The sequence below is a fragment of the Aeromicrobium sp. Leaf350 genome, from assembly GCF_916858655.1.
Lineage (GTDB): Bacteria > Actinomycetota > Actinomycetes > Propionibacteriales > Nocardioidaceae > Aeromicrobium.
Map to the genome: position 1 here is coordinate 172,000 of NZ_CAKASL010000002.1, position 19,250 is coordinate 191,249.

At 69.8% G+C, this 19,250-nt stretch carries 16 protein-coding genes; 7 read left to right on the forward strand and 9 right to left on the reverse strand.

Annotation, left to right across the window (positions count from 1 at the left end):
• Window positions 1-8: 8 nt before the first annotated feature.
• Both panB and LO931_RS09750 read right to left on the reverse strand, forming a co-directional pair.
• Entirely contained in the window at window positions 9-887 is an 879-nt protein-coding gene (gene panB / locus LO931_RS09745; protein ID WP_255657864.1) for a 3-methyl-2-oxobutanoate hydroxymethyltransferase, read from the reverse strand.
• Between the two features lie 91 nt (window positions 888-978).
• Entirely contained in the window at window positions 979-1,854 is an 876-nt protein-coding gene (locus LO931_RS09750) for a formylglycine-generating enzyme family protein (RefSeq protein ID WP_229053397.1), read from the reverse strand.
• Window positions 1,855-1,935: 81 nt separating this feature from the next.
• Here LO931_RS09750 and betC point away from each other — a divergent pair, with 81 nt between their 5' ends.
• The gene (gene betC / locus LO931_RS09755) at window positions 1,936-3,441 is read left to right on the forward strand and encodes a choline-sulfatase (protein ID WP_229053398.1); all 1,506 of its coding nucleotides are present in this window, start codon (window positions 1,936-1,938) and stop codon (window positions 3,439-3,441) included.
• Here betC and LO931_RS09760 read toward each other — a convergent pair.
• Window positions 3,413-5,182 carry an NAD+ synthase gene (locus LO931_RS09760; RefSeq protein WP_229053399.1) on the reverse strand — a complete coding sequence of 590 codons (1,770 nt, stop codon included), beginning with the start codon at window positions 5,180-5,182 and terminating at the stop codon, window positions 3,413-3,415. The genes betC and LO931_RS09760 overlap by 29 nt on opposite strands.
• A gap of 345 nt (window positions 5,183-5,527) precedes the next feature.
• Between LO931_RS09760 and LO931_RS09765 the strand changes: the two genes are divergently transcribed.
• The 4 genes from LO931_RS09765 to LO931_RS09780 all read left to right on the forward strand — a co-directional run bounded on the left by LO931_RS09765 (window position 5,528) and on the right by LO931_RS09780 (window position 11,266).
• Entirely contained in the window at window positions 5,528-6,286 is a 759-nt protein-coding gene (locus LO931_RS09765; protein ID WP_229053400.1) for a hypothetical protein, read from the forward strand.
• A gap of 29 nt (window positions 6,287-6,315) precedes the next feature.
• On the forward strand, window positions 6,316-6,471 hold the full coding sequence (locus LO931_RS09770; protein ID WP_229053401.1) for a hypothetical protein: 156 nt from the start codon (window positions 6,316-6,318) through the stop codon (window positions 6,469-6,471).
• Window positions 6,472-6,552: 81 nt separating this feature from the next.
• Window positions 6,553-7,893, forward strand: coding sequence for a type I glutamate--ammonia ligase (gene glnA / locus LO931_RS09775; protein WP_229053402.1), 1,341 nt, complete (start codon window positions 6,553-6,555; stop codon window positions 7,891-7,893).
• Between the two features lie 448 nt (window positions 7,894-8,341).
• The gene (locus LO931_RS09780; protein ID WP_229053403.1) at window positions 8,342-11,266 is read left to right on the forward strand and encodes a bifunctional [glutamine synthetase] adenylyltransferase/[glutamine synthetase]-adenylyl-L-tyrosine phosphorylase; all 2,925 of its coding nucleotides are present in this window, start codon (window positions 8,342-8,344) and stop codon (window positions 11,264-11,266) included.
• Between the two features lies 1 nt (window position 11,267).
• On the opposite strand, the gene LO931_RS09785 is transcribed toward LO931_RS09780, so the two are convergent.
• The 6 genes from LO931_RS09785 to LO931_RS09810 form a co-directional block, all read right to left on the reverse strand.
• Window positions 11,268-11,585, reverse strand: a complete 318-nt coding sequence (locus tag LO931_RS09785) for a WhiB family transcriptional regulator (RefSeq protein ID WP_229053404.1) — start codon at window positions 11,583-11,585, stop codon at window positions 11,268-11,270.
• A gap of 96 nt (window positions 11,586-11,681) precedes the next feature.
• A complete protein-coding gene (locus LO931_RS09790) occupies window positions 11,682-12,965 on the reverse strand; it encodes a cyclopropane-fatty-acyl-phospholipid synthase family protein (RefSeq protein ID WP_229053405.1) in 1,284 nt (427 codons plus the stop codon).
• On the reverse strand, window positions 12,962-13,708 hold the full coding sequence (locus LO931_RS09795) for a DUF1365 domain-containing protein (protein ID WP_229053406.1): 747 nt from the start codon (window positions 13,706-13,708) through the stop codon (window positions 12,962-12,964). The genes LO931_RS09790 and LO931_RS09795 overlap by 4 nt, the downstream gene beginning before the upstream one ends.
• A complete protein-coding gene (locus LO931_RS09800; RefSeq protein ID WP_229053407.1) occupies window positions 13,705-14,973 on the reverse strand; it encodes an NAD(P)/FAD-dependent oxidoreductase in 1,269 nt (422 codons plus the stop codon). The genes LO931_RS09795 and LO931_RS09800 overlap by 4 nt, the downstream gene beginning before the upstream one ends.
• A 68-nt stretch (window positions 14,974-15,041) precedes the next feature.
• A complete protein-coding gene (locus LO931_RS09805; RefSeq protein ID WP_229053408.1) occupies window positions 15,042-16,322 on the reverse strand; it encodes an acyl-CoA desaturase in 1,281 nt (426 codons plus the stop codon).
• 30 nt (window positions 16,323-16,352) lie between these two features.
• On the reverse strand, window positions 16,353-17,462 hold the full coding sequence (locus LO931_RS09810; RefSeq protein ID WP_229053409.1) for a ferredoxin reductase: 1,110 nt from the start codon (window positions 17,460-17,462) through the stop codon (window positions 16,353-16,355).
• A 162-nt stretch (window positions 17,463-17,624) separates the two neighbouring features.
• Between LO931_RS09810 and LO931_RS09815 the strand changes: the two genes are divergently transcribed.
• Both LO931_RS09815 and LO931_RS09820 read left to right on the forward strand, forming a co-directional pair.
• Entirely contained in the window at window positions 17,625-18,248 is a 624-nt protein-coding gene (locus LO931_RS09815; protein ID WP_229053410.1) for a TetR family transcriptional regulator, read from the forward strand.
• A gap of 25 nt (window positions 18,249-18,273) precedes the next feature.
• On the forward strand, window positions 18,274-19,248 hold the full coding sequence (locus LO931_RS09820) for a nitronate monooxygenase family protein (protein WP_229053411.1): 975 nt from the start codon (window positions 18,274-18,276) through the stop codon (window positions 19,246-19,248).
• The last annotated feature ends 2 nt before the right edge of the window (window positions 19,249-19,250 follow it).

Here is a 19,250-nt window from a genome sequence, read left to right on the forward strand (position 1 = left end):
CTCCGACGTCAGGAGTCGAAGGTGTGCTCCGGGCCCGGGAAGGTGCCACCGGCGACGTCGGCGGCGAACTCCTTCGCCGCGGCGTCGACGATCGAGTGCAGGTCGGCGTAGCGCTTCACGAACCGGGGGGCGCGCCCCGTGCGCAGGCCGAGCATGTCCTGCCAGACCAGCACCTGGGCGTCGCACTCCGGACCGGCGCCGATGCCGATCGTGGGGATGCGCAGCTTCTGCGTGATGTCGGCCGCGATGGGGCCCGGCACCATCTCCATGACGACGCCGAACGCGCCGGCCTCCTGCACCGCGATCGCGTCCTGCATCAGCCGGTCGGCGGTCTCGCCGCGGCCCTGCACCCGGTAGCCGCCGAGCGCGTGCTCGGACTGCGGGGTGAAGCCGATGTGGGCCATGACGGGCACGCCGCCCTTGGTCAGCAGCTCGATCTGCGCGGCCATCTCGGCGCCGCCCTCGAGCTTGACGGCGTGGGCGCGGCCCTCCTTCATGAACCGCACGGCCGTGTCGTACGCCTGCTCCGGCGAGCGCTGGTACGAGCCGAACGGCAGGTCGGCGACGACGAGGGCGCGGTGCGCCGAGCGGGTGACGGCGCGCACGAGGGGCAGGAGCTCGTCGACCGTGACGGGCAGCGACGACTCGTAGCCGTAGACGTTGTTGGCGGCGGAGTCACCGACGAGCAGCACGGGGATGCCGGCGGCGTCGAACGCGCCGGCCAGGTACTGGTCGTAGGCCGTGAGCATGCCCCAGCGGTGGCCGTCGGCCTTCCACTGCTGCAGGTGGTGGGTGCGGACGCGCTTCACGGACGGATCGGTCGTGGGACCGCCCCCGTAGGGGGACGTCTCCTCGGCCGGGACCTGGGCAGGGGTCGGCTCGGTCATGGAACTGCCTTTCTCTCTCGCAGCCTCGGAAGAGGTCCACGGAACTGATCCAGCGTCGCACACCACCTGGTCTGCGGGTAGGTGACGGGCGTCACGCGTCGGCGGCGATCCGGAACCCGGTGTGGCCCAGCGACGTGTCGGGGGTGTTCGCGGTGCGAGCCGACGTCCGGTACCGACGGCAGTACGAGTCGTGGCAGAGGTAGGAGCCGCCGCGGAGCACGGGTCGGGGGTCGAAGGACGAGAACGGGCTGGAGGTCCACTCCCAGACGTTCCCGGTCGTGTCGTGCAGGCCGTAGGCGTTGGGCGAGAAGGTGGTGACGGGCATCGTGCCGACCGCTCCGTCCGGCACCGGGAAGTCCCCGACGAAGGTGTTCATGCGCGCCTCGCCGCCGGGCTCGCGCTCGGCGCCCCACGGGAACGGCTGCTGCACGAGTCCGCCGCGGGCCGCCCACTCCCACTCCAGCTCGGTCGGGAGGCGTCCTCCGGCCCAGAGGGCGTAGGCGGTCGCGTCCCGGTGCGAGACGTGCGTGACGGGGTGGTCGGCCCGGTCGTCGACGTGCGAGCCCGGTCCCTCGGGGCTGCGCCAGGTCGCACCCGGAACCACGTGCCACCACGGCGTCGCCGCCACGGCGCCGCGCGGCTCCGCGTCGGGGGCGACCATCGCCTCGAACACCAGGGAGTCGCCGAAGTGCTCGGCGTCGGTCGTGTGACCGGTGTCGTCGACGAAGGCGGCGAAATCCACGACCGTCACGGTCGTGGCACCGATCGCGAACGCTGCGACCTGAACGGCCCGCACCGGCGACTCGCCGTCCTGCGGGTAGGCCTCAGGGGAGTCCGAGCCCATCAGCAGCTCGCCCCCGGACAGGTCGACGAGCCCCCTCGGCCGTGCGCCACGCACGGCGTCGCGGCCGGGCTCCGGGACCGCCGCCGATTCCCGGTCCGCCGAGGGTCCGCAGCAGCTGCTCACGCGCTCGATCCTAGGTCGCCGCCCCGTCTCACGGACCAAGATGCGCGGCGAGCACCCTCGTCACGGTGTTACTCCAGAGACATGACGTCTGCGACCCGCCGCCCGAACATCGTCCTGATCCAGGCCGATCAGCTCGCGGCAGCGGCGCTCGGCGCGTACGGCAACGCCGTCGTGAAGTCGCCGCACCTCGATGCGCTGGCGGCTGACGGCGTCACGTTCGACCGCGCCTACTGCAACTCGCCGCTGTGCGCGCCGTCGCGCGCGTCGATGATGACGGGCCTGCTGCCGTCGCAGATCGGTGCGTACGACAACGGCTCGGACTTCCCGGCCTCGATCCCGACCTTCGCCCACCACCTGCGCAGCGCAGGCTACGCGACGACGCTGGTCGGGCGCATGCACTTCATCGGACCCGACCAGCTGCACGGGTTCGAGGAGCGGCTGACGACCGACGTGTACCCCGCGGGCCTCGACATGGTGCCCGACTGGGACCTGCCGGGGGAGGAGCGCCTGCCCTGGTACCACGACGCCGGCAGTGTCTTCACGGCCGGAACGAGCCGCGCGACGGTGCAGCAGGACTTCGACGACGAGGTGCTGTTCCGCACGCTGCGCCACCTCAACGACCGCGCCCGCGCCGACGACGGACGGCCGTTCCTGCTGGTGTCGTCGTTCATCCACCCGCACGACCCGTACGAACCGCCGGTCGAGCACTGGAACCGCTACGAGGGCGTCGAGATCGACGCGCCGCGCGTGAGCGCCGAGGCGGTCGAGCAGCTCGATCCGCACAGCGTGCGACTGCAGCAGATGTCGGGCTTCGACGTGAAGGTGCCGGACGCCGACCAGGTGCAGCGTGCGCGTCGCGCCTACTACGCGTGCGTCAGCTACGTCGACGACCACGTGGGCCGGATCGTGCAGCGCCTCGACGAGCTGGGCCTGCGCCAGGACACGGTGATCATCGTGACCTCCGACCACGGGGACATGCTCGGCGAGCGTGGGCTCTGGTACAAGATGTCGCCTTTCGAGCAGTCGTCCCGGGTGCCGCTGATCGTCAACGCGCCGTCGCGGTTCGCGACGCGCCGGGTCGACGAGCCGGTCTCGCTGATCGACGTGCTGCCGACCCTCGTGGACCTCGCGGGAGCGGCACAGGTCGCCGGGCCGGGCCGCAGCCTGGTCGGTGACCTCGAGGCACGCCCCGTCGTGATCGAGTACCTCGCGGAGGGCACGACCCGCCCGCACGTCACTGTGGTGCAGGGCCGTTTCAAGTACGTGCGCTGCCCGGGCGACCCCGACCAGCTCTTCGACGTGGAGGCCGATCCCGACGAGCTGACGAACCTCGCCGACGACCCGGCTCACGCCGGCGTGCTCGGCGAGCTGCGTGCCGAGGTGGCGGCCCGCTACGACCTGACCGCGCTGGAGCGCGACGTGCGCCAGAGCCAGGCTCGCCGTCGGGTCGTCCACCGGGCGCTCACCAGCGGCGCACCGACCGCCTGGGACCACCAGCCGCCGGTGCGACCGGACTACGTGCGGGGCGACTTCTGGACTGCGCTCGAGCGGGGGCGGCTCACAGCGACTCCCTCCACCGGGTCGTGATCGGCAGTCGGCGGTCGCGCCCGAAGTTGCGGCGGCTGACCTTGGGTCCCGGCGGGTACTGACGACGCTTGTACTCGGCCTTGTCGACCAGGGTCACGACCCGCTCGACGAGCGCGGGGTCGAATCCCTCGGCCACGACCTCGGCGGCGCCCAGGTCGCGCTCGACGTAGGCGTCGAGCACGGCGTCCAGCACCTCGTACGGCGGCAGCGAGTCGGTGTCGAGCTGGCCCGGGCGCAGCTCGGCCGACGGCGGCTTGCTGATGGCGTTCTCGGGGATCGGCGGCGTCTCGCCCCGCTGCTCGGCCCAGGCGTTGCGCCAGCGCGACAGCTCCCACACGAGCGTCTTCGGGAGGTCCTTGATCGGGGCGTACCCGCCGACCGCGTCGCCGTAGATCGTGGAATACCCGGTGGCGAGCTCGGACTTGTTGCCGCAGGCGAGCACGAGGTGGCCGTGCTGGTTCGACAGGCCCATCCAGATCACGGCGCGGATGCGGGCCTGGAGGTTCTCCTCGGCCAGGCCGTCGAGGTGCAGCGACTCCTGGATCGTGTCGAAGATGCCGGCGATCGCCACGTTGTCGAGCGTCAGGCCCGTACGACGAGCCAGCTCGCCGGCGTCGCCGAGGCTGTGCTCCGTGGACCACGCGCTCGGGTTGGAGACACCGAAGACGTTCTCGGCCCCGAGGGCGTCGACCGCGATGGCGCCCACGAGGGTCGAGTCGATGCCGCCCGACAGGCCCATCAGCACGGTGCGGAAGCCGTTCTTGCGCACGTAGTCGCGCAGGCCCAGCACGATGGCCTGGTAGCGCTCGCCGGCGTCGTCCCAGCGCTCGGCGATCTCCGGCCGCAGCAGCACGTCGGCCGTCTCGGCGGGCTCGGTCGAGATGATCGTGCGCTCGACCCGAAGGCCGTGGAACCGGGTGCCGGGCTCGGGCATGGGCGCCGTCGCTGCCGGCAGGTCCAGGTCGACGACGAGCAGCTCCTCGACGAACTGCGCGGCTCGGGCCACGAGCTCGCCGGCCGAGTCGACCACGAGGGAGTCGCCGTCGAAGACGAGCTCGTCCTGACCGCCCACGAGGTTGACGTAGGCGAGCGCGCACTGACCCTCACGGGCGCGACGGGCGCAGAGCTCGAACCGGGTGTCGTCCTTGGCTGCCTCGTACGGCGAGCCGTTGAGCACCACCAGGAGCCCGGCTTCCGCGGCGTCGGCCGCGGCGGACGGACCGTCCTGCCAGATGTCCTCGCAGATCGCGATCGCCACGTCGACGCCCTTGACCTGCACGACCTGGGTCTCGTCGCCCGGCACGAAGTGCCGGAACTCGTCGAACACGCCGTAGTTCGGCAGGTGGTGCTTGTCGTACCGCGCGACGACACGGCCGCCGGTGACGACGGAGGCCGAGTTGGTCGGCTGGTTCTTCGGGACGCCGAGCCGGTCCGGCAGGTTCTCGAGCGTGGCCTCCTTCGCGGTGCCGAGATGACCCACGACCACCACGAGATCACCGAGTCCCTCGTCGACCAGACGGGTCGCGAGGCCCGTGACGGCGGTCCGGGACGCCTCGATGAAGGTCGAGCGGTAGGCGAGGTCCTCGATGGGGTAGCCCGTCAGGACCATCTCCGGCGTGACGAACAGGTGGGCGCCCGCGACGTGCGCGGCCCGGGCCTGCTCGACGACGGCATCGGTGTTCGCGGCGACCGCGCCGACGACGGGGTTCATCTGGGCGAGGGCGAGGCGCAGTCGGGGCACGGCACGAGCCTAGCGAGGTCACGACGCGCGGATTCGGAGGTTGGCCACCGTTCCCCGGAGTGTGACGAATAGTCCTACGGTCAGCGGCGACGGTGGGCGTATCTCGCTCCGAGCATCGGACGTAGTTCGCCGGACAGCATCGAAGGCGGCATCGCCATGAAACCCACGCGAACTCGAAGACGGGCAAGGGTCTCCGCAACGATCGGTATCGTCCTGTCGTTGTGCCTCTCGGGACTGCACGCGCCTGCAAGCGCCGATCCACGCGCCCCTCACGACAACTTGGTCGACAGAGTCGCAGAAGCGACGAACTTGGCGGGTGAGCCTCCCGCAGCGCCGAACCCAGCGGTGGACGTCCCGGAGCAAGGTGACTCGGACATCTCCATCGCGGGCGACGACGGGGTCGGAACGCTCGGCATTCCGGCTAGCGGGCACGGCGTGGCCGCCGGCGACGGTACGACCCTGTTCGATGGAACGGCACCTCACTCAGGCATCGCGGTCCAGACGACCGAGACTGGGGTGAGGGCTGTCATCGACGTGCAGTCGCCCGACGCTCCTGAGTCGTTCGACTTCGTGCTGGGCGGTGACATCGTCAGCCTCGTTCTCGAGGAGGACGGCAGTGTTACGGCGTTTAACGCCGGCGGCGTTGCGGTAGGCCAGGTCGCGACACCCTGGGCATACGACGCTGAGGGTGCGGCTGTGCCGACTCACTACGTCGTGAGCGACACGACGCTGACGCAAGTTGTCGAGCACAGGGACGGAAACTTCGTCTACGGAATCACAGCAGACCCGCGGGTGACCTATGGGTGGGGCGTCTACTTGAACCTGCGTGGTTGGGAGGTCAAGGCCATTGCTTCTGTCTCCTACACGACGGGGGCCGTCGCGTCCCTGTTGGCGTGTAGCGCCAAAGGTCTTCCGTCCATTCTGGGAAAGCTGGTGGACGTTGCGTGCAAGGTCGTCGGCGGCGCGAGCCTGCTCTCGATCGCCAGGGGTCTGACGAGCATCGCGAAGTCCAGAGCGGTCACGGCTAACGGCTGTTATCAGACCAAGATCGTGCCGCCGAACCGCAAGCTCGAGCAGGTCGCCCTCAAGAACTGCACAGGATGAAGAGTTCAATGTCCAACCGAAGACCAGCCGTGGAGCACCCCGTCATCCTCGTCGTCGGATCCGTCGTGGGCGGAGGGGTGGCCATCGCTGCAGACCTTGCGTGGTGGCAGGCGGGCGCTATCTCCCTGATCTTCTGCACGATTGCAGAGCTGGTGGTGCGGCGCATCGGCCGTGGCGAGTCCTGATCTGGGCATCGGTCCGGAAACGTTCCGCGACCGCCTCACGGGGAAACATGGGCGTAACAATCGCCGTGCGAGACTGACGCCATGGGTAAGCAGGAAGCCTTCGTGCTTCGGGCGCTCGAGGAGCGCGACGTCCGTTTCGTCCGGCTGTGGTTCACCGACGTGCTGGGGTCGCTGAAGTCGGTCTCGATCGCCCCGGCGGAGCTCGAGGGGGCCTTCGCGGAGGGCATCGGCTTCGACGGCTCGTCGATCGAGGGCTTCGCCCGCGTGCACGAGGCCGACATGTTGGCCAAGCCCGATCCGTCGACCTTCCAGATCCTGCCGTGGCGCGGCGAGACGCCCGCGACGGCGCGCATGTTCTGCGACATCCAGCTGCCCGACGGCACCCCGTCCTTCGCCGACCCGCGCCACGTGCTGAAGCGGGCCATGCAGAAGGCCGCCGACGCGGGATTCACGTACTACACGCACCCCGAGATCGAGTTCTACCTCTTCAAGGGCAAGCCGGCGGCCGGCGGCCAGCCCGTCCCGGTCGACGACAGCGGCTACTTCGACCACACCGCCCAGGGCGGTGGCGGTCAGGACTTCCGCCGCGAGGTCATCACGATGCTCGAGAGCATGGGCATCAGCGTCGAGTTCAGCCACCACGAGGGTGGTCCGGGTCAGCAGGAGATCGACCTCCGCTACGCCGACGCCCTGTCGATGGCCGACAACATCATGACGTTCCGCACCGTCGTGCGGGAGGTCGCGCTGACGAACGACAAGTGGGCCTCGTTCATGCCCAAGCCGTTCACCGACCACCCCGGCTCCGGCATGCACACGCACGTCTCGCTGTTCGAGGGCGACGAGAACGCCTTCTACGAGGCGGGCGCCGAGTACCAGCTGTCCGGCACGGGGCGCGCGTTCATCGCCGGCGTGCTGCGGCACTCCGCCGAGATCGCCGCCGTCACCAACCAGTGGGTCAACTCCTACAAGCGTCTGGCGGGCGGCGGTGAGGCGCCGAGCTACATCTGCTGGGGCCACAACAACCGCAGCGCCCTCGTGCGCGTGCCGATGTACAAGCCGCACAAGAGCGGCTCGGCGCGGGTCGAGCACCGCGGCATCGACGCCGCGTGCAACCCGTACCTCGCCTTCGCCCTGGTCCTCACGGCCGGCCTGAAGGGGATCGAGGAGGGCTACGAGCTGCCTCCCGAGACCGAGGACGACGTCTGGTCGCTCTCGGAGCGTGAGCGCAAGGCGCTCGGCATCCCCTCGCTGCCGCAGAACCTCGACGAGGCCATCCACATCATGGAGGGCAGCGACCTGGTCGCCGAGACCCTCGGTGAGCACGTGTTCGACTTCTTCCTGCGCAACAAGCGCCAGGAGTGGCAGGACTACCGCACCCAGGTCACGCAGTTCGAGCTCGACAAGCTCATGCCCATCGTCTGACGGTCGCCTCTGGTGCGGCGGTGGATCCACCACCGTTTGACCGGCCATGCGGGGTGGCGCGGTGGATCTACCACCTTCTGAGCGTTCTTTCGGTGGCTGAGGCACCGCCCATCGGTGGGTGGGTCCCATTTGGTGGTGGATCCACCGCCCCAGGGTGTCGCCGATCGCCGTTTGGCGCCGGAGCGCTTGTCTGAGGCCAAGCGGCATGGACCAGAGCCGCGGGGTTTCGGGTGTGCGATGACCGCCGGCTCCCGTCGAGACGAGGCGGTGGATCCACCACCGTTTGACCGGCCATGCGGGATGGCGCGGTGGATCTACCACCTTCTGAGCGTTCTTTCGGTGGCTGAGGCACCGCCCATCGGTGGGTGGGTCCCATTTGGTGGTGGATCCACCGCCCCAGGGTGGAAGGCTGGTCGGAGCCGCGGTCACACTGTCGTAATCTGATCCGGTGCCCTCTGCGTCTCTCGACCTGTCGCGACGCGGCTTCCGCAACGCCGACGCCGCCACGGCCCACCTCGCCGACCTGGGTGACGTCGACACGTTGGTGGAGTCGGGGCTGATCGACCAGATCGCCGCGGTGGCCTCGCCCGACAGCGCGATCGCCTCGCTCGCCGCGATCGCCCGCTCGATGGGCGCCGACCGGCTCCGCGCGAAGCTGGAGGATGCGGAGCTCCGCTCCCGGCTGCTCGTGGTGCTCGGCACCAGCGAGGCGATGGGCGACTTCCTGGCACGACACCCCGAGCACGTCGACGAGCTCGCGGCCGACCAGCTCGACCTGCGGCGCCGCGAGGCCGACGCGATGCGCGCCGAGCTCGCCGAGGCGACCGACGCGACCGAGCTGCGCGTCACGTACTACCGCCAGCTGCTCTGCACCATCGCGCGCGACCTCAACGCGTACTCGACGTTCCGCGAGACGTCCTCGGAGCTCTCGGACCTCGCGGTTTCCACGCTCGAGGCCGCGCTGAAGATCGCGCGGTCCGAGGAGGGCGACGCCGACCTGGTGCGTCTCGCCGTCATCGCGATGGGCAAGACCGGCGGCCACGAGCTCAACTACATCAGCGACGTCGACGTGATCTTCGTGCACGAGGTGGTCGAGGGCGCCGACGACCAAAAGGCCCTGCGCGCGGCCAACCGGCTCGCCTCGGCCACGATGCGCATCTGCAGCGAGCACACGAGCGAGGGCACGATCTGGGAGGTCGACGCGAACCTGCGTCCCGAGGGGTCACAGGGCCCGCTGACCCGCACCGTCGCGAGCCACGTCGCCTACTACGAGCGCTGGGCCACGACCTGGGAGTTCCAGGCGCTGCTCAAGGCGCGCTTCGCGGCCGGTGACGCCGAGCTGGGGGGCGAGTACCTCGCCGCCGTGCAGCCGATGGTGTGGGAGGCCAGCACGCGCGAGAACTTCGTGTCCGACACCCGTGCGATGCGCCGGCGGGTCATCGACCACATCCCCGCCGCGCAGCGCGAGCGCCAGCTCAAGCTGGGCAGCGGTGGGCTGCGCGACGTCGAGTTCGCCGTGCAGCTGCTGCAGCTCGTGCACGGTCGCGCCGACGAGTCGCTGCGCAGCCCGACCACGCTCGACGCGCTGGAGGCGCTGACGCGTGGTGGCTACGTCGGCCGTCGCGACGGCTCGGCGCTCGAGGAGGCGTACGAGTTCCTGCGCACGCTCGAGCACCGCATCCAGCTCTTCCGACTCCGGCGCAGCCACATCGTCCCCGACGACGAGGAGGACCTGAGCCGCCTCGGGCGCAGCATGGGCTATCGCGTCCAGCCGGCCGAGAACCTCGTGTCCGAGTGGCAGTCGCACCGGCGCATCGTCCGCCGGTTGCACGAGAAGCTCTTCTACCAGCCGCTCCTGGAGGCCGTCGCCGCACTGCCGACCGAGGGTCTGCGGCTCTCGCCGGAGGCCGCCCGCGAGCGTCTGGTGGCGCTGGGCTTCCGCGACCCCAAGGGCGCCCTCGCGCACCTGGAGGCGATGACCTCCGGCGTGGCGCGACGCAAGGCGATCCAGCGGGCGCTGCTGCCGGCCATGCTGGCGTGGTTCAGCGAGTCGCCCGACCCCGACGCCGGCCTGCTGGCGTTCCGCTCGATCTCCGAGAGCCTCGGCGAGTCGCACTGGTACCTGCGCAAGCTGCGCGACGAGGGCGAGGGTGCCGAGCAGCTCGCGCGCCTGCTCTCCTCGAGCCGGTACGCGGCCGACCTCATGGTGCGCAACCCCGACGCCGTGGCGCTGCTCGGCGACGACGCCGAGCTCGTGCCCCGTGACTACGAGCGCATCCACACCGAGATGGAGCTCGGGGCCAAGCGGCACGCCGGCGACGCGAAGGCAGCCGTCCGCGCGATCCGTCGCATCCGCCGCCGCGAGCTGTCACGCGTCGCGATGGCCGACGTCCTCGGACGGCTCGACATCGTGACGGTCGGCCACGCCCTCTCGGCCGTGAACGCGGCGACGATCGGGGCGGCGCTCTCGGCGGCGACCCGCGAGGTCGAGACCGAGCGAGGCGAGATGCCGACGCGCATGGCCGTCGTGCTGATGGGGCGTCTGGGTGGCCGCGAGGCCGGCTACGGGTCCGACGCGGACGTCATGTTCGTGCACCAGCCCCTGCCCGGCGCCGAGGAGAAGGCCGCCTCGACGGCCGCCACCGCCGTGGCCACCAAGCTGCGCGAGATGCTGTCGGTGGCGGGGGAGGACCCGCCGCTCGAGATCGACGCCGAGCTGCGTCCGGAGGGTCGCAACGGGCCGCTCGTGCGCACCTTCGCGTCGTACGAGGCGTACTACGCCAAGTGGTCGGCGGTGTGGGAGGCGCAGGCGCTGCTGCGGGCCTCGCCCGTCATCGGCGACCCCGACCTCTGCGAGCGCTTCCGCCACCTCATCGACCCCCTGCGCTACCCGGAGGGTGGGCTCGACGAGAGCGCGGTGCGCGAGATCCGGCGGGTCAAGGCCCGCGTGGAGTCCGAACGCCTCCCGCGCGGAGCCAGCCCGAACACGCACCTCAAGCTCGGTCGCGGCGGCATCGCCGACGTCGAGTGGACGGTGCAGCTCCTGCAGATGCGTCACGGCCACGAGGTCGAGGGCCTGCGCACGACCGACACGCTCGACGCGCTGCACGCCGCGGCCGGCGCCGGGCTCGTGCAGGCCGAGGACGCGGCCATCCTCGAGGAGGCGTGGCGCCTGGTCAGTCGCATTCGCAACGGGGTCGTGCTGATGCGGGCCAAGCCCGCGGAGTCGATGGTCGAGCAGGCCGGCGAGAAGGCGGGGCTCGCGCACCTGTTGGGCTACCGCCAGGACGAGAGCGAGCGGATGGTCGACGACTACCTGCGCATCACCCGTCAGGCCCGCTCGGTCATCGAGCGGGTCTTCTGGGGCGAGTGAGCTAGCCGGCCTTCTTGATCTCGGGACGCACCGTCCGGCGGTGGGCCTGGGCGCGGAGCACGTGCTCGCGCTCGGTGGCGTTGAGACCACCCCAGACGCCGTACGGCTCCTGCACCTGCAGGGCGTGCTCGAGGCACTCCTTGACCACGGGGCAGGCGCCACAGAAGGACTTCGCGGCGGCCTCTCGGCGACGACGCCGCGGACCACGCTCGTGCTCGGGCGGGAAGAACGTCTCAGGATCGGCCGCGTTGCAGGCGCCCAGGTACTGCCACTCGTAGGACTCCTGCCGCGGTGCGGGGAGCCGACTGATGCTGGCCATGAATCTCCTCCTGTGCTCGCCTTTCAGAGGTGATTCGCCGCCCGGAGGTTCCCGGATTGGCTGGCCTTCCTGAGGATTCCCCGAGAGTGGGGAGCGTCAGCGGCGCTGCATCTGGATCTGCACGACGTCGAGGTAGCCCGTCGCGAAGCCCGCCTCGCAGTACGCGAGGTAGAACTCCCACATGCGACGGAACGTCTCGTCGAAGCCGAAGTGCGAGATCTCGTCCCAGTTGGCGTTGAAGGCCTCGCGCCACAGGTGCAGCGTGCGCGCGTAGTGGCGGCCCAGCGGCCGCCGGGACGTGACCTTGAGGCCCGTGTGCTTCGCGAGCGACAGGTCGATCGCCTTCTCCGACGGGATGAGCCCGCCCGGGAAGATGTACTTCTGGATCCAGCCGTAGGAGCGGCGCGTCGAGCGGTAGCGGTGGTGCGCCATCGTGATGGCCTGGATCGACACGCGTCCACCCGGCGCCAGCAGACGATCGATCGTCTGGAAGTACGTGGGCCAGAACTCCTCGCCGACCGCCTCGATCATCTCGCAGCTCACGATCGCGTCGTACGTGCCGGTCTCGGCCTCGGGCACCTCGCGGTAGTCCTGCAGGCGGATCTCGATGCGGTCGGCGACGCCGGCCTCCTCGAACCGCTGCTGCGCGAGCGCAGCCTGCTCCTGCGAGAGCGTGATCGTGACGACGGTGGCGCCGCGCTGGGCGGCCCGGATGGCCAGGGAGCCCCAGCCGCTGCCGATCTCGAGGACCCGCGAGCCCTCGGTCACGGCGGCCTGGTCGAGGATGCCGTCCATCTTGCGCACCTGCGCGGTCTCGAGCGACTCGTCGTCGTCGGCGAACCACGCCGAGGAGTACGACAGCGTCGGGTCGAGGAACCGCGTGAAGAGGTCGTTGGAGAGGTCGTAGTGGGCCTCGATGTTCGCGCGCGATCCCTCGGTGGTGTTGCGGTCCGAGCCGGGGAGGTCGATGTCGACCAGTCCGCGGAGCTTCTGCAGCGGTGCGGGCACGAGCTTGGTCAGGCGTGCCGCGAACGGCGTCAAAAGCTCGGCCAGGTCGGTGTCGGGACCGGCGGACCAGTCACCGACCATGTAGGCCTCGCCGAGTCCGATCTTGGTCTGGTCGCCGATGCGGTTGAACAGACCGGCCGAGCTGGCCACGGCGAGCTCGGGGGACGTCGCGTCACCCTTGCCCCACGCGGTGCCGTCGGGGAAGGTCACGCGCACCGGCATCTTGCGCACGGCGCGCTTCATGAGCGACTTCGCGACGCGACCCTTGAACGGGGTGTCGGGAGTGTCCGACAGCTCGGGCCAGGCGTTCTGGTCCGGGGCGGGCAGCGCGGTGCGGTTGGTGGGCACGAGGTCCGTGGTGGAGTCGGTCATGAGGTGCCCTCCTGGGGGTCATGTGTGGGGCGGGTGACGAGGGGGAGACGGCGCAACCAGAGGTAGACGCCATGGAGTCGGATCAGCACGCTGGTGCGCTGGGTCATGAGGGGCTGGGTCACGACGGTGCGCAGCACCTGACCTGCCGAGGCCCGTCGGGGTGCGCCGTCGAAGGTCGCGGCGAAGGCCGTGCGGCCGTCGCGCTTGAGGACGATCGTCGTCGTGACGCGGTCCTCGCCGAGCTCGAAGAGCAGGTCGTAGTGACCGTCGACCTCGTAGAAGGGGGAGACGTAGAACGCCTTGTCGACGCGCGCCTTGCCGGCTGCGTCGGGCTGGAGGAAGTACGCGTGACGCTCTCCGTAGGTGTTGTGCACCTCGGCGACGATGCACCGCACTCCGGTGTCGTCGATGGCCCAGAACACGCTCAGCGGGTCGAAGACGTGGCCGAGCACGCGGGCGTTGGCGAGCATCAGGATGCGGCAGTCACTGACGTCGACGCCCTGGGTCGAGCAGTACTGCTCGATGTTGGCGCGGATCGTCGCGCCGGGGTCGCCGATGTGGTCGGCCGCGCGGAACGTCGCGAACGGGCGCAGCCAGAACGGTACGCGCGGCATCGCGTCGAGGTCGACGAGCCACTGGTACACGCGATGGCGGAACTTGTGGTCGACCGGGCCCTTGCGCGCGTGCGAGACGGTGCCGTGCACGAGGGCAGGCAGCGAGGGCAGGGCGACGGTGGAGCTCACCAGGTCGCCCCGAGGGCACGGGCGGCTGCGATGCCGGAGCGGCAGCCGTCCTCGTGGAAGCCCCACCCGTGGTACGCGCCGGCGAACACCGTGTCGGCGCGGTTCAGGGCCGGGAGGTCGCGCTGGGCGGCGACCGACTCGGGCGTGTAGAGCGGGTGCGTGTAGTGCATCGTCTCGACCGTGGTGCCGGCCGCGAGGCGCTCGGTGCCGTTCAGCGTGACGAGGAACGGCGGGGCGTCCGTGAGCCCCTGCAGCCGGTTCATCCAGTACGTCACCGGCGTGGCGGCGTCGCTGGGCTCGCAGGCGTCCATGCGGTAGTTCCAGGCCGACTTCGCCTGCTCGGCCTGCGGCAGGAGCGCCGTGTCGTGGTGCAGCACGGTCTCGTTGCGCGAGTACCCGAACGCGCCGAGCGTGCGGACCTCGTCGTCGGTGGCGTCGGTCAGGAGGGCGAGGGCGTCGTCGGCGTGCGTGGCGATGACGACCCGGTCGAACTCGTGCGTGGCGCCGGTGTGGTCGGTCAGGAGCACGTGGTCGGGCTTGCGGCTGACCGCCGTGATGCGGGTGGAGCGCCGGACGTCACCGATCTCCTCGGTCACGCGGTCGACGTAGGTGCCGGAGCCGCCGACGACCGTGTACCACTGCGGCGATCCCTTGATCGACAGGAAGCCGTGGTGGCGCAGGAACTCGAAGAGGTAGCGGGCCGGGTAGAGGCGGGCGTCGTCGTTGCTCGACGACCACACGCAGGCCACGACCGGGATCGCGTAGTGGCGCAGGAAGTACTCGTCGAAGTCGTGCTGACGCAGGAAGTCGCCGTAGGTGAGGACCTCGCCGTCGGCCGACTCGTCGGGGGTCTCGAGCAGGGCCAGCGCCGCCTTCTGGAAGCGCTTCACGTTGAGCAGCATCCGGATGTAGCGGGGATCGGCGAGGCGACGGCGCTGGGCGAACAGGCCCTTGCCGCCGCGACCGCCGGCGTACTCCAGTCCGCAGCCGTCGCACCGGATGCTCATGCTCATCTCGGTGGGTCGGATCTTCACGCCGAGCTCGGCGAACAGGCGCTGCAGCTCGGGGTAGTTGCGGTCGTTCAGCACGATGAAGCCCGTGTCGACCCGGTGGGTGCGACCGTCCTCGGCCACGTCGTGCGTGTGGGCGTGTCCGCCGAAGCGGTCCTCGGCCTCGAACAGGGTGACGCGGTGCGTCTGGCGCAGGGCGTAGGCGGCAGTCAGTCCCGAGATGCCGGAACCGATCACTGCGACAGAAGACGTCATGCCAGTAATTCGTTGTCAGTCCGCAACCGGATGGGTCCGGGTGCTGTGATCGGTGTCGCTCCCGGCCGTCATGCGGTCAAGTGTTCCGCACCTTCGGCAGACGCGCGAGCCGCTTCACGCTTCGCGCGACGCAGGGCCTTGCTCTCGGGGCTGTTGCCGACGAGATAGGGATCGGACGGCTTGGCGCCGTAGGCCCCGAGCTGGCGGGCGACGCTCAGGAGCTGCTTGCTCAGGCGACCGGTGTTGTAGGGCAGGTTGTGGCGCTCGCAGATGTCGCGGATCTCACGGGCGACCTCGGGGTAGCGGCGCGCCGGGATGTCCGGGAACAGGTGGTGCTCGATCTGGTGGCTCAGGTTGCCGCTGAGGATGTGGAACGGACGGGTGCCGGAGATGTTGGCCGAGCCCAGGAGCTGGCGGAGGTACCACTGGCCGCGCGACTCGTTCTTGGCCTCGTCCTCGTCGAAGGTCTGCACCTCGGCGGGGAAGTGGCCGCAGAAGATGATGAGGAAGGTCCAGATGTTGCGGATGATGTTGGCGGTGAAGGTCGCACCGAGCACGGCGAGCGGCGCCCACCAGCCGACCATCGGCACGAGGGCCAGCGCGAGCACGGGGAACGCGACGTAGTCCTTGAACACCTGGCGGCGGGTCTTGGCGAGCGCCCGCTTCTTGCGCGCGAGGAACTCCTCCTTGGACATGTCGCCCTTGAGGTAGTCACCCAGCTCGAGGCCGTGGTACATCACGCCCCACTCGAAGAACAGCATCAGCAGGGTGGCGGCCGGGAGGTTGAAGCGGTGGTTCGGGTACCACGGCTGCGCCTCGTCGATGCGGAGCAGGCCGTAGCCGATGTCCTTGTCCATGCCGTGGATGTTCGTGTACGTGTGGTGCAGGTAGTTGTGGCCGTGCTTCCAGTCCTGCGCGGGGGCCACGTTGTCCCACTCGTAGCGCTTGCCGTCGATCAGCGGGTCGTTCATCCAGTCGTACTGGCCGTGCATGACGTTGTGGCCGATCTCCATGTTCTCGAGGATCTTGGAGAGGCCGAGCAGCATGATGCCGGCGACGAACGTGGGCCAGAAGAACGGCGTGAAGATGCCGATGCGGCCGAGGATCTCCGACCACTGCTGGATGCGGATGATGCGACGGATGTAGTTGGCGTCGGCCTGGCCCAGCGACTCCAGCGTGCGGAGCCGGACCGCGTCGAGCTCGGTGCCGAAGGAGTCCAGCTCCTCGCGGCTCATGATGTCGAGGCCGATCGTGGCCTGGCGGCCGGTCGCGTCGGACAACGGCGCGGGCGCCTGGTTGTGGCCGGTGGCGTCGTAGTGGACCGGGATCGTGGTGCGCTTGTGGCTCATCGGATCACCTTTCTCGAAAATCTGGAGGTCTCAGAGGGCGACGGCGACGTCGCCGACGGGCACGTGGACACAGGGCTTGATGGTCTCGTCGGTGTTGGCGTTGATCTCGCCGCTGATGACGTGGCGGACGGCGCCGTGCAGCTTCTTGATGGCGCAGGTGTTGCAGACGCCCATGCGGCAGCCGTACTCGGGCGTGAGCCCGGCGGCCTCGGCCTGCTCGAGGATCGTGTTGCCGGAGTTGGTGGCCTCAGACCCGGAGCGGTCGAAGGTCAGGGTGCCGCTGGCCGCGGCAGCCGCGGCCTCCAGCAGGGCGGGGTCGATCGTGGGGACCTTGAAGTACTCGAACCGGACCTGGTCGGCCGCGTCCTGCTCGGAGTACGCGTCGCGGACCGAGGCGATGAGCCCGGCCGGTCCGCACACGTAGGTGAGGGTCGTGGCGGGATCGATGCCCAGGTGCTTGAGGTGGTCGACCGAGAACCGGCCGGTCAGCTCGGCGCCCTGTTCCGGTTCACGCGTGTACACGCGAACGACGTCGACGTCGGGCAGGTCGTCCCACCCGTCGAGCTGCTCGGTGAACATCTCGTCCTCGCGGGAGCGGGCGTAGTGCAGGAAGGTGATGCGACGCGGGCGGATCGCGTCGGAGTCGAGCAGGGTGCGCAGCATCGACATGACCGGCGTGATGCCGGAGCCGCCCGACAGGAGCAGCAGCTCGTCCGGCAGGCCGGCCGGCAGCACGAAGTCGCCCTGGGCCTGCGAGAGGTAGACGAGCTCGCCCGAGGCGAGGCGGCTGTTGAGGAAGCGGGAGACGAATCCGTCGGGGTGGGCCTTGACGGAGACGCTGAAGTTCCGGCCCTTGGCAGCGGCGGAGCTCGACACCGAGAAGACGCGGACCTTGCGCACGCCGTCGACCTCGACGCCGAACTCGACGTGCTGTCCGGGGGTGAAACCCTTCCAGGCACCGTTCGGGCGAAGGGTCACGGTCGTGGCGTTGTCGGTCTCGCGCTCGATCCCGACGACGCGGGCGCGCACGGCCTCAGCGGTCCAGAGGGGATGGAGCTTCTCGAGGTAGTGGTCGACGTGGTGCGGCGAGGTGACGCTGCCGACGGCACGCGACGCGAGTGCGGTGCGGACGACTCCCATCGGACTCTCCCTTCCTCAGTGAACATGCGTACACTGAAATTGTGGTCCGATGAGCGCCGCTTGGCAAGTTCGGTGTTTCGTGACCTGAGACACCCGACGCGTATCGAGGCTCTGACCAGCGCCGATGCGACCAGTGCTCAGGAGATCCCTAGGATGGTGGCCGTGAGTGAGACGCCGTCGCGGCAGGAGCAGAAGGGCCGCACGCGTGAGGCGATCCTCAACGCGGCGCTCGAGCTCTCGAGCACGCACGGGTTCGCGCAGATCAGCCTGCGGCAGGTCTCGCGTCAGGCCGGCGTCGTGCCGACCGCCTTCTACCGCCACTTCGAGTCGATGGACGAGCTCGGCCTGGCGCTGGTGGAGCGCTCGTTCCTCACGCTGCGCACGATGATCCGGGAGGCGCAGCGCGACCCCCAGGTCTTCGAGAACATCATCGACGCCTCGGCCGAGGTCCTCGTGCGGGTCGTGAAGCAGAACCGGATGCACTTCGCCTTCGTGGCCCGAGAACGTGCCAGCGGCTCCGCCGCGGTGCGGGAGGCCATCCAGCGGGAGCTCGAGCTGTTCATCTCGGAGCTGGCCGTCGTCCTGGCGCGACTCCCCAACATCGAGACGTGGTCGAGCGAGGACGTCAAGCTGGCGGCGGGTCTGTTCGTGCGCAACATGGTGTACCGCGCCGAGCAGGTCGTGCAGATGCCGGAGGGGCGCCCCGACCGCGAGGAGGAGATCACGCGGAAGGCCCGCCGCGAGATGCGCCTCATCGTCCTCGGCTTCGAGGCCTGGGAGAGTTGACCCTCCAGACCGAGATGAGGATCCCATGTTGCGTACACAGTTCACGGAGGCGTTCGGCGTCGAGCACCCCATCGTGCAGGGAGGCATGCAGTGGGTCGGCCGGGCCGAGCTCGCCGCCGCGGTCTCCGACGCCGGTGGCCTCGGCATCATCACGGCCCTGACCCAGCCCACGCCCGAGGCGTTGTTCAGCGAGATCCGCCGCGCCCAGGACCTCACCGACAAGCCGCTCGGCGTGAACCTCACGATCCTTCCGACGATCGACCCGCCGCCGTACGACGAGTACCGCCGTGTGATCGCCGAGGCCGGCATCACGATCGTCGAGACGGCCGGACAGAACCCGGAGCCGCACATCCCGTTCTTCCACGACCACGGCATCAAGGTGCTGCACAAGTGCACGAGCGTGCGCCACGCGCTCAAGGCCGAGAAGGTCGGCGTCGACGGCGTCAGCATCGACGGCTTCGAGTGCGCCGGGCACCCGGGGGAGGACGACATCCCCGGGCTCGTGCTGATCCCCGCTGCCACGAGCAGGTTGACGATCCCGGTCATCGCGTCGGGCGGCATCTCCGACGAGCGCGGCCTCGTCGCGGCCCTGGCTCTCGGGGCCGACGGGGTCAACATGGGCACGCGCTTCATGAGCGTGCAGGAGTCGGCGATCCACGCCGACGTGAAGCAGCGCATCGTCGACGCCTCCGAGCGCGAGACCGAGCTGATCTTCCGTCCGCTGCGCAACACCGCACGCGTGGCCCGCAACGAGGTCAGCACCAGGGTCGTCGAGATGCTCGACGAGGGTGCCCAGTTCCCCGACATCCAAGAGCTCGTCGCGGGCGCCCGGGGCCGGAAGGTGTACGAGGACGGCGACCTCGACGCCGGCATCTGGTCGGTCGGCATGGTGCAGGGCCTGATCGAGGACGTGCCCACGGCCAAGGAGCTCATCGAGCGCATGGTCGCCGGTGCCGAGGAGATCATCCGCGGCCGTCTCGGCGGATTCATCACGGCCTGAGT

Excerpts from the sequence above, each read along its gene's own strand:
- panB (WP_255657864.1), bottom strand. The coding sequence starts at position 887 with ATGACCGAGCCGACCCCTGCCCAGGTCCCGGCCGAGGAGACGTCCCCC.
- betC (WP_229053398.1), top strand. The coding sequence starts at position 1,936 with ATGACGTCTGCGACCCGCCGCCCGAACATCGTCCTGATCCAGGCCGAT.
- glnA (WP_229053402.1), top strand. The coding sequence starts at position 6,553 with ATGGGTAAGCAGGAAGCCTTCGTGCTTCGGGCGCTCGAGGAGCGCGAC.
- LO931_RS09785 (WP_229053404.1), bottom strand. The coding sequence starts at position 11,585 with ATGGCCAGCATCAGTCGGCTCCCCGCACCGCGGCAGGAGTCCTACGAG.
- LO931_RS09790 (WP_229053405.1), bottom strand. The coding sequence starts at position 12,965 with ATGACCGACTCCACCACGGACCTCGTGCCCACCAACCGCACCGCGCTG.
- LO931_RS09800 (WP_229053407.1), bottom strand. The coding sequence starts at position 14,973 with ATGACGTCTTCTGTCGCAGTGATCGGTTCCGGCATCTCGGGACTGACT.
- LO931_RS09805 (WP_229053408.1), bottom strand. The coding sequence starts at position 16,322 with ATGAGCCACAAGCGCACCACGATCCCGGTCCACTACGACGCCACCGGC.
- LO931_RS09810 (WP_229053409.1), bottom strand. The coding sequence starts at position 17,462 with ATGGGAGTCGTCCGCACCGCACTCGCGTCGCGTGCCGTCGGCAGCGTC.
- LO931_RS09820 (WP_229053411.1), top strand. The coding sequence starts at position 18,274 with ATGTTGCGTACACAGTTCACGGAGGCGTTCGGCGTCGAGCACCCCATC.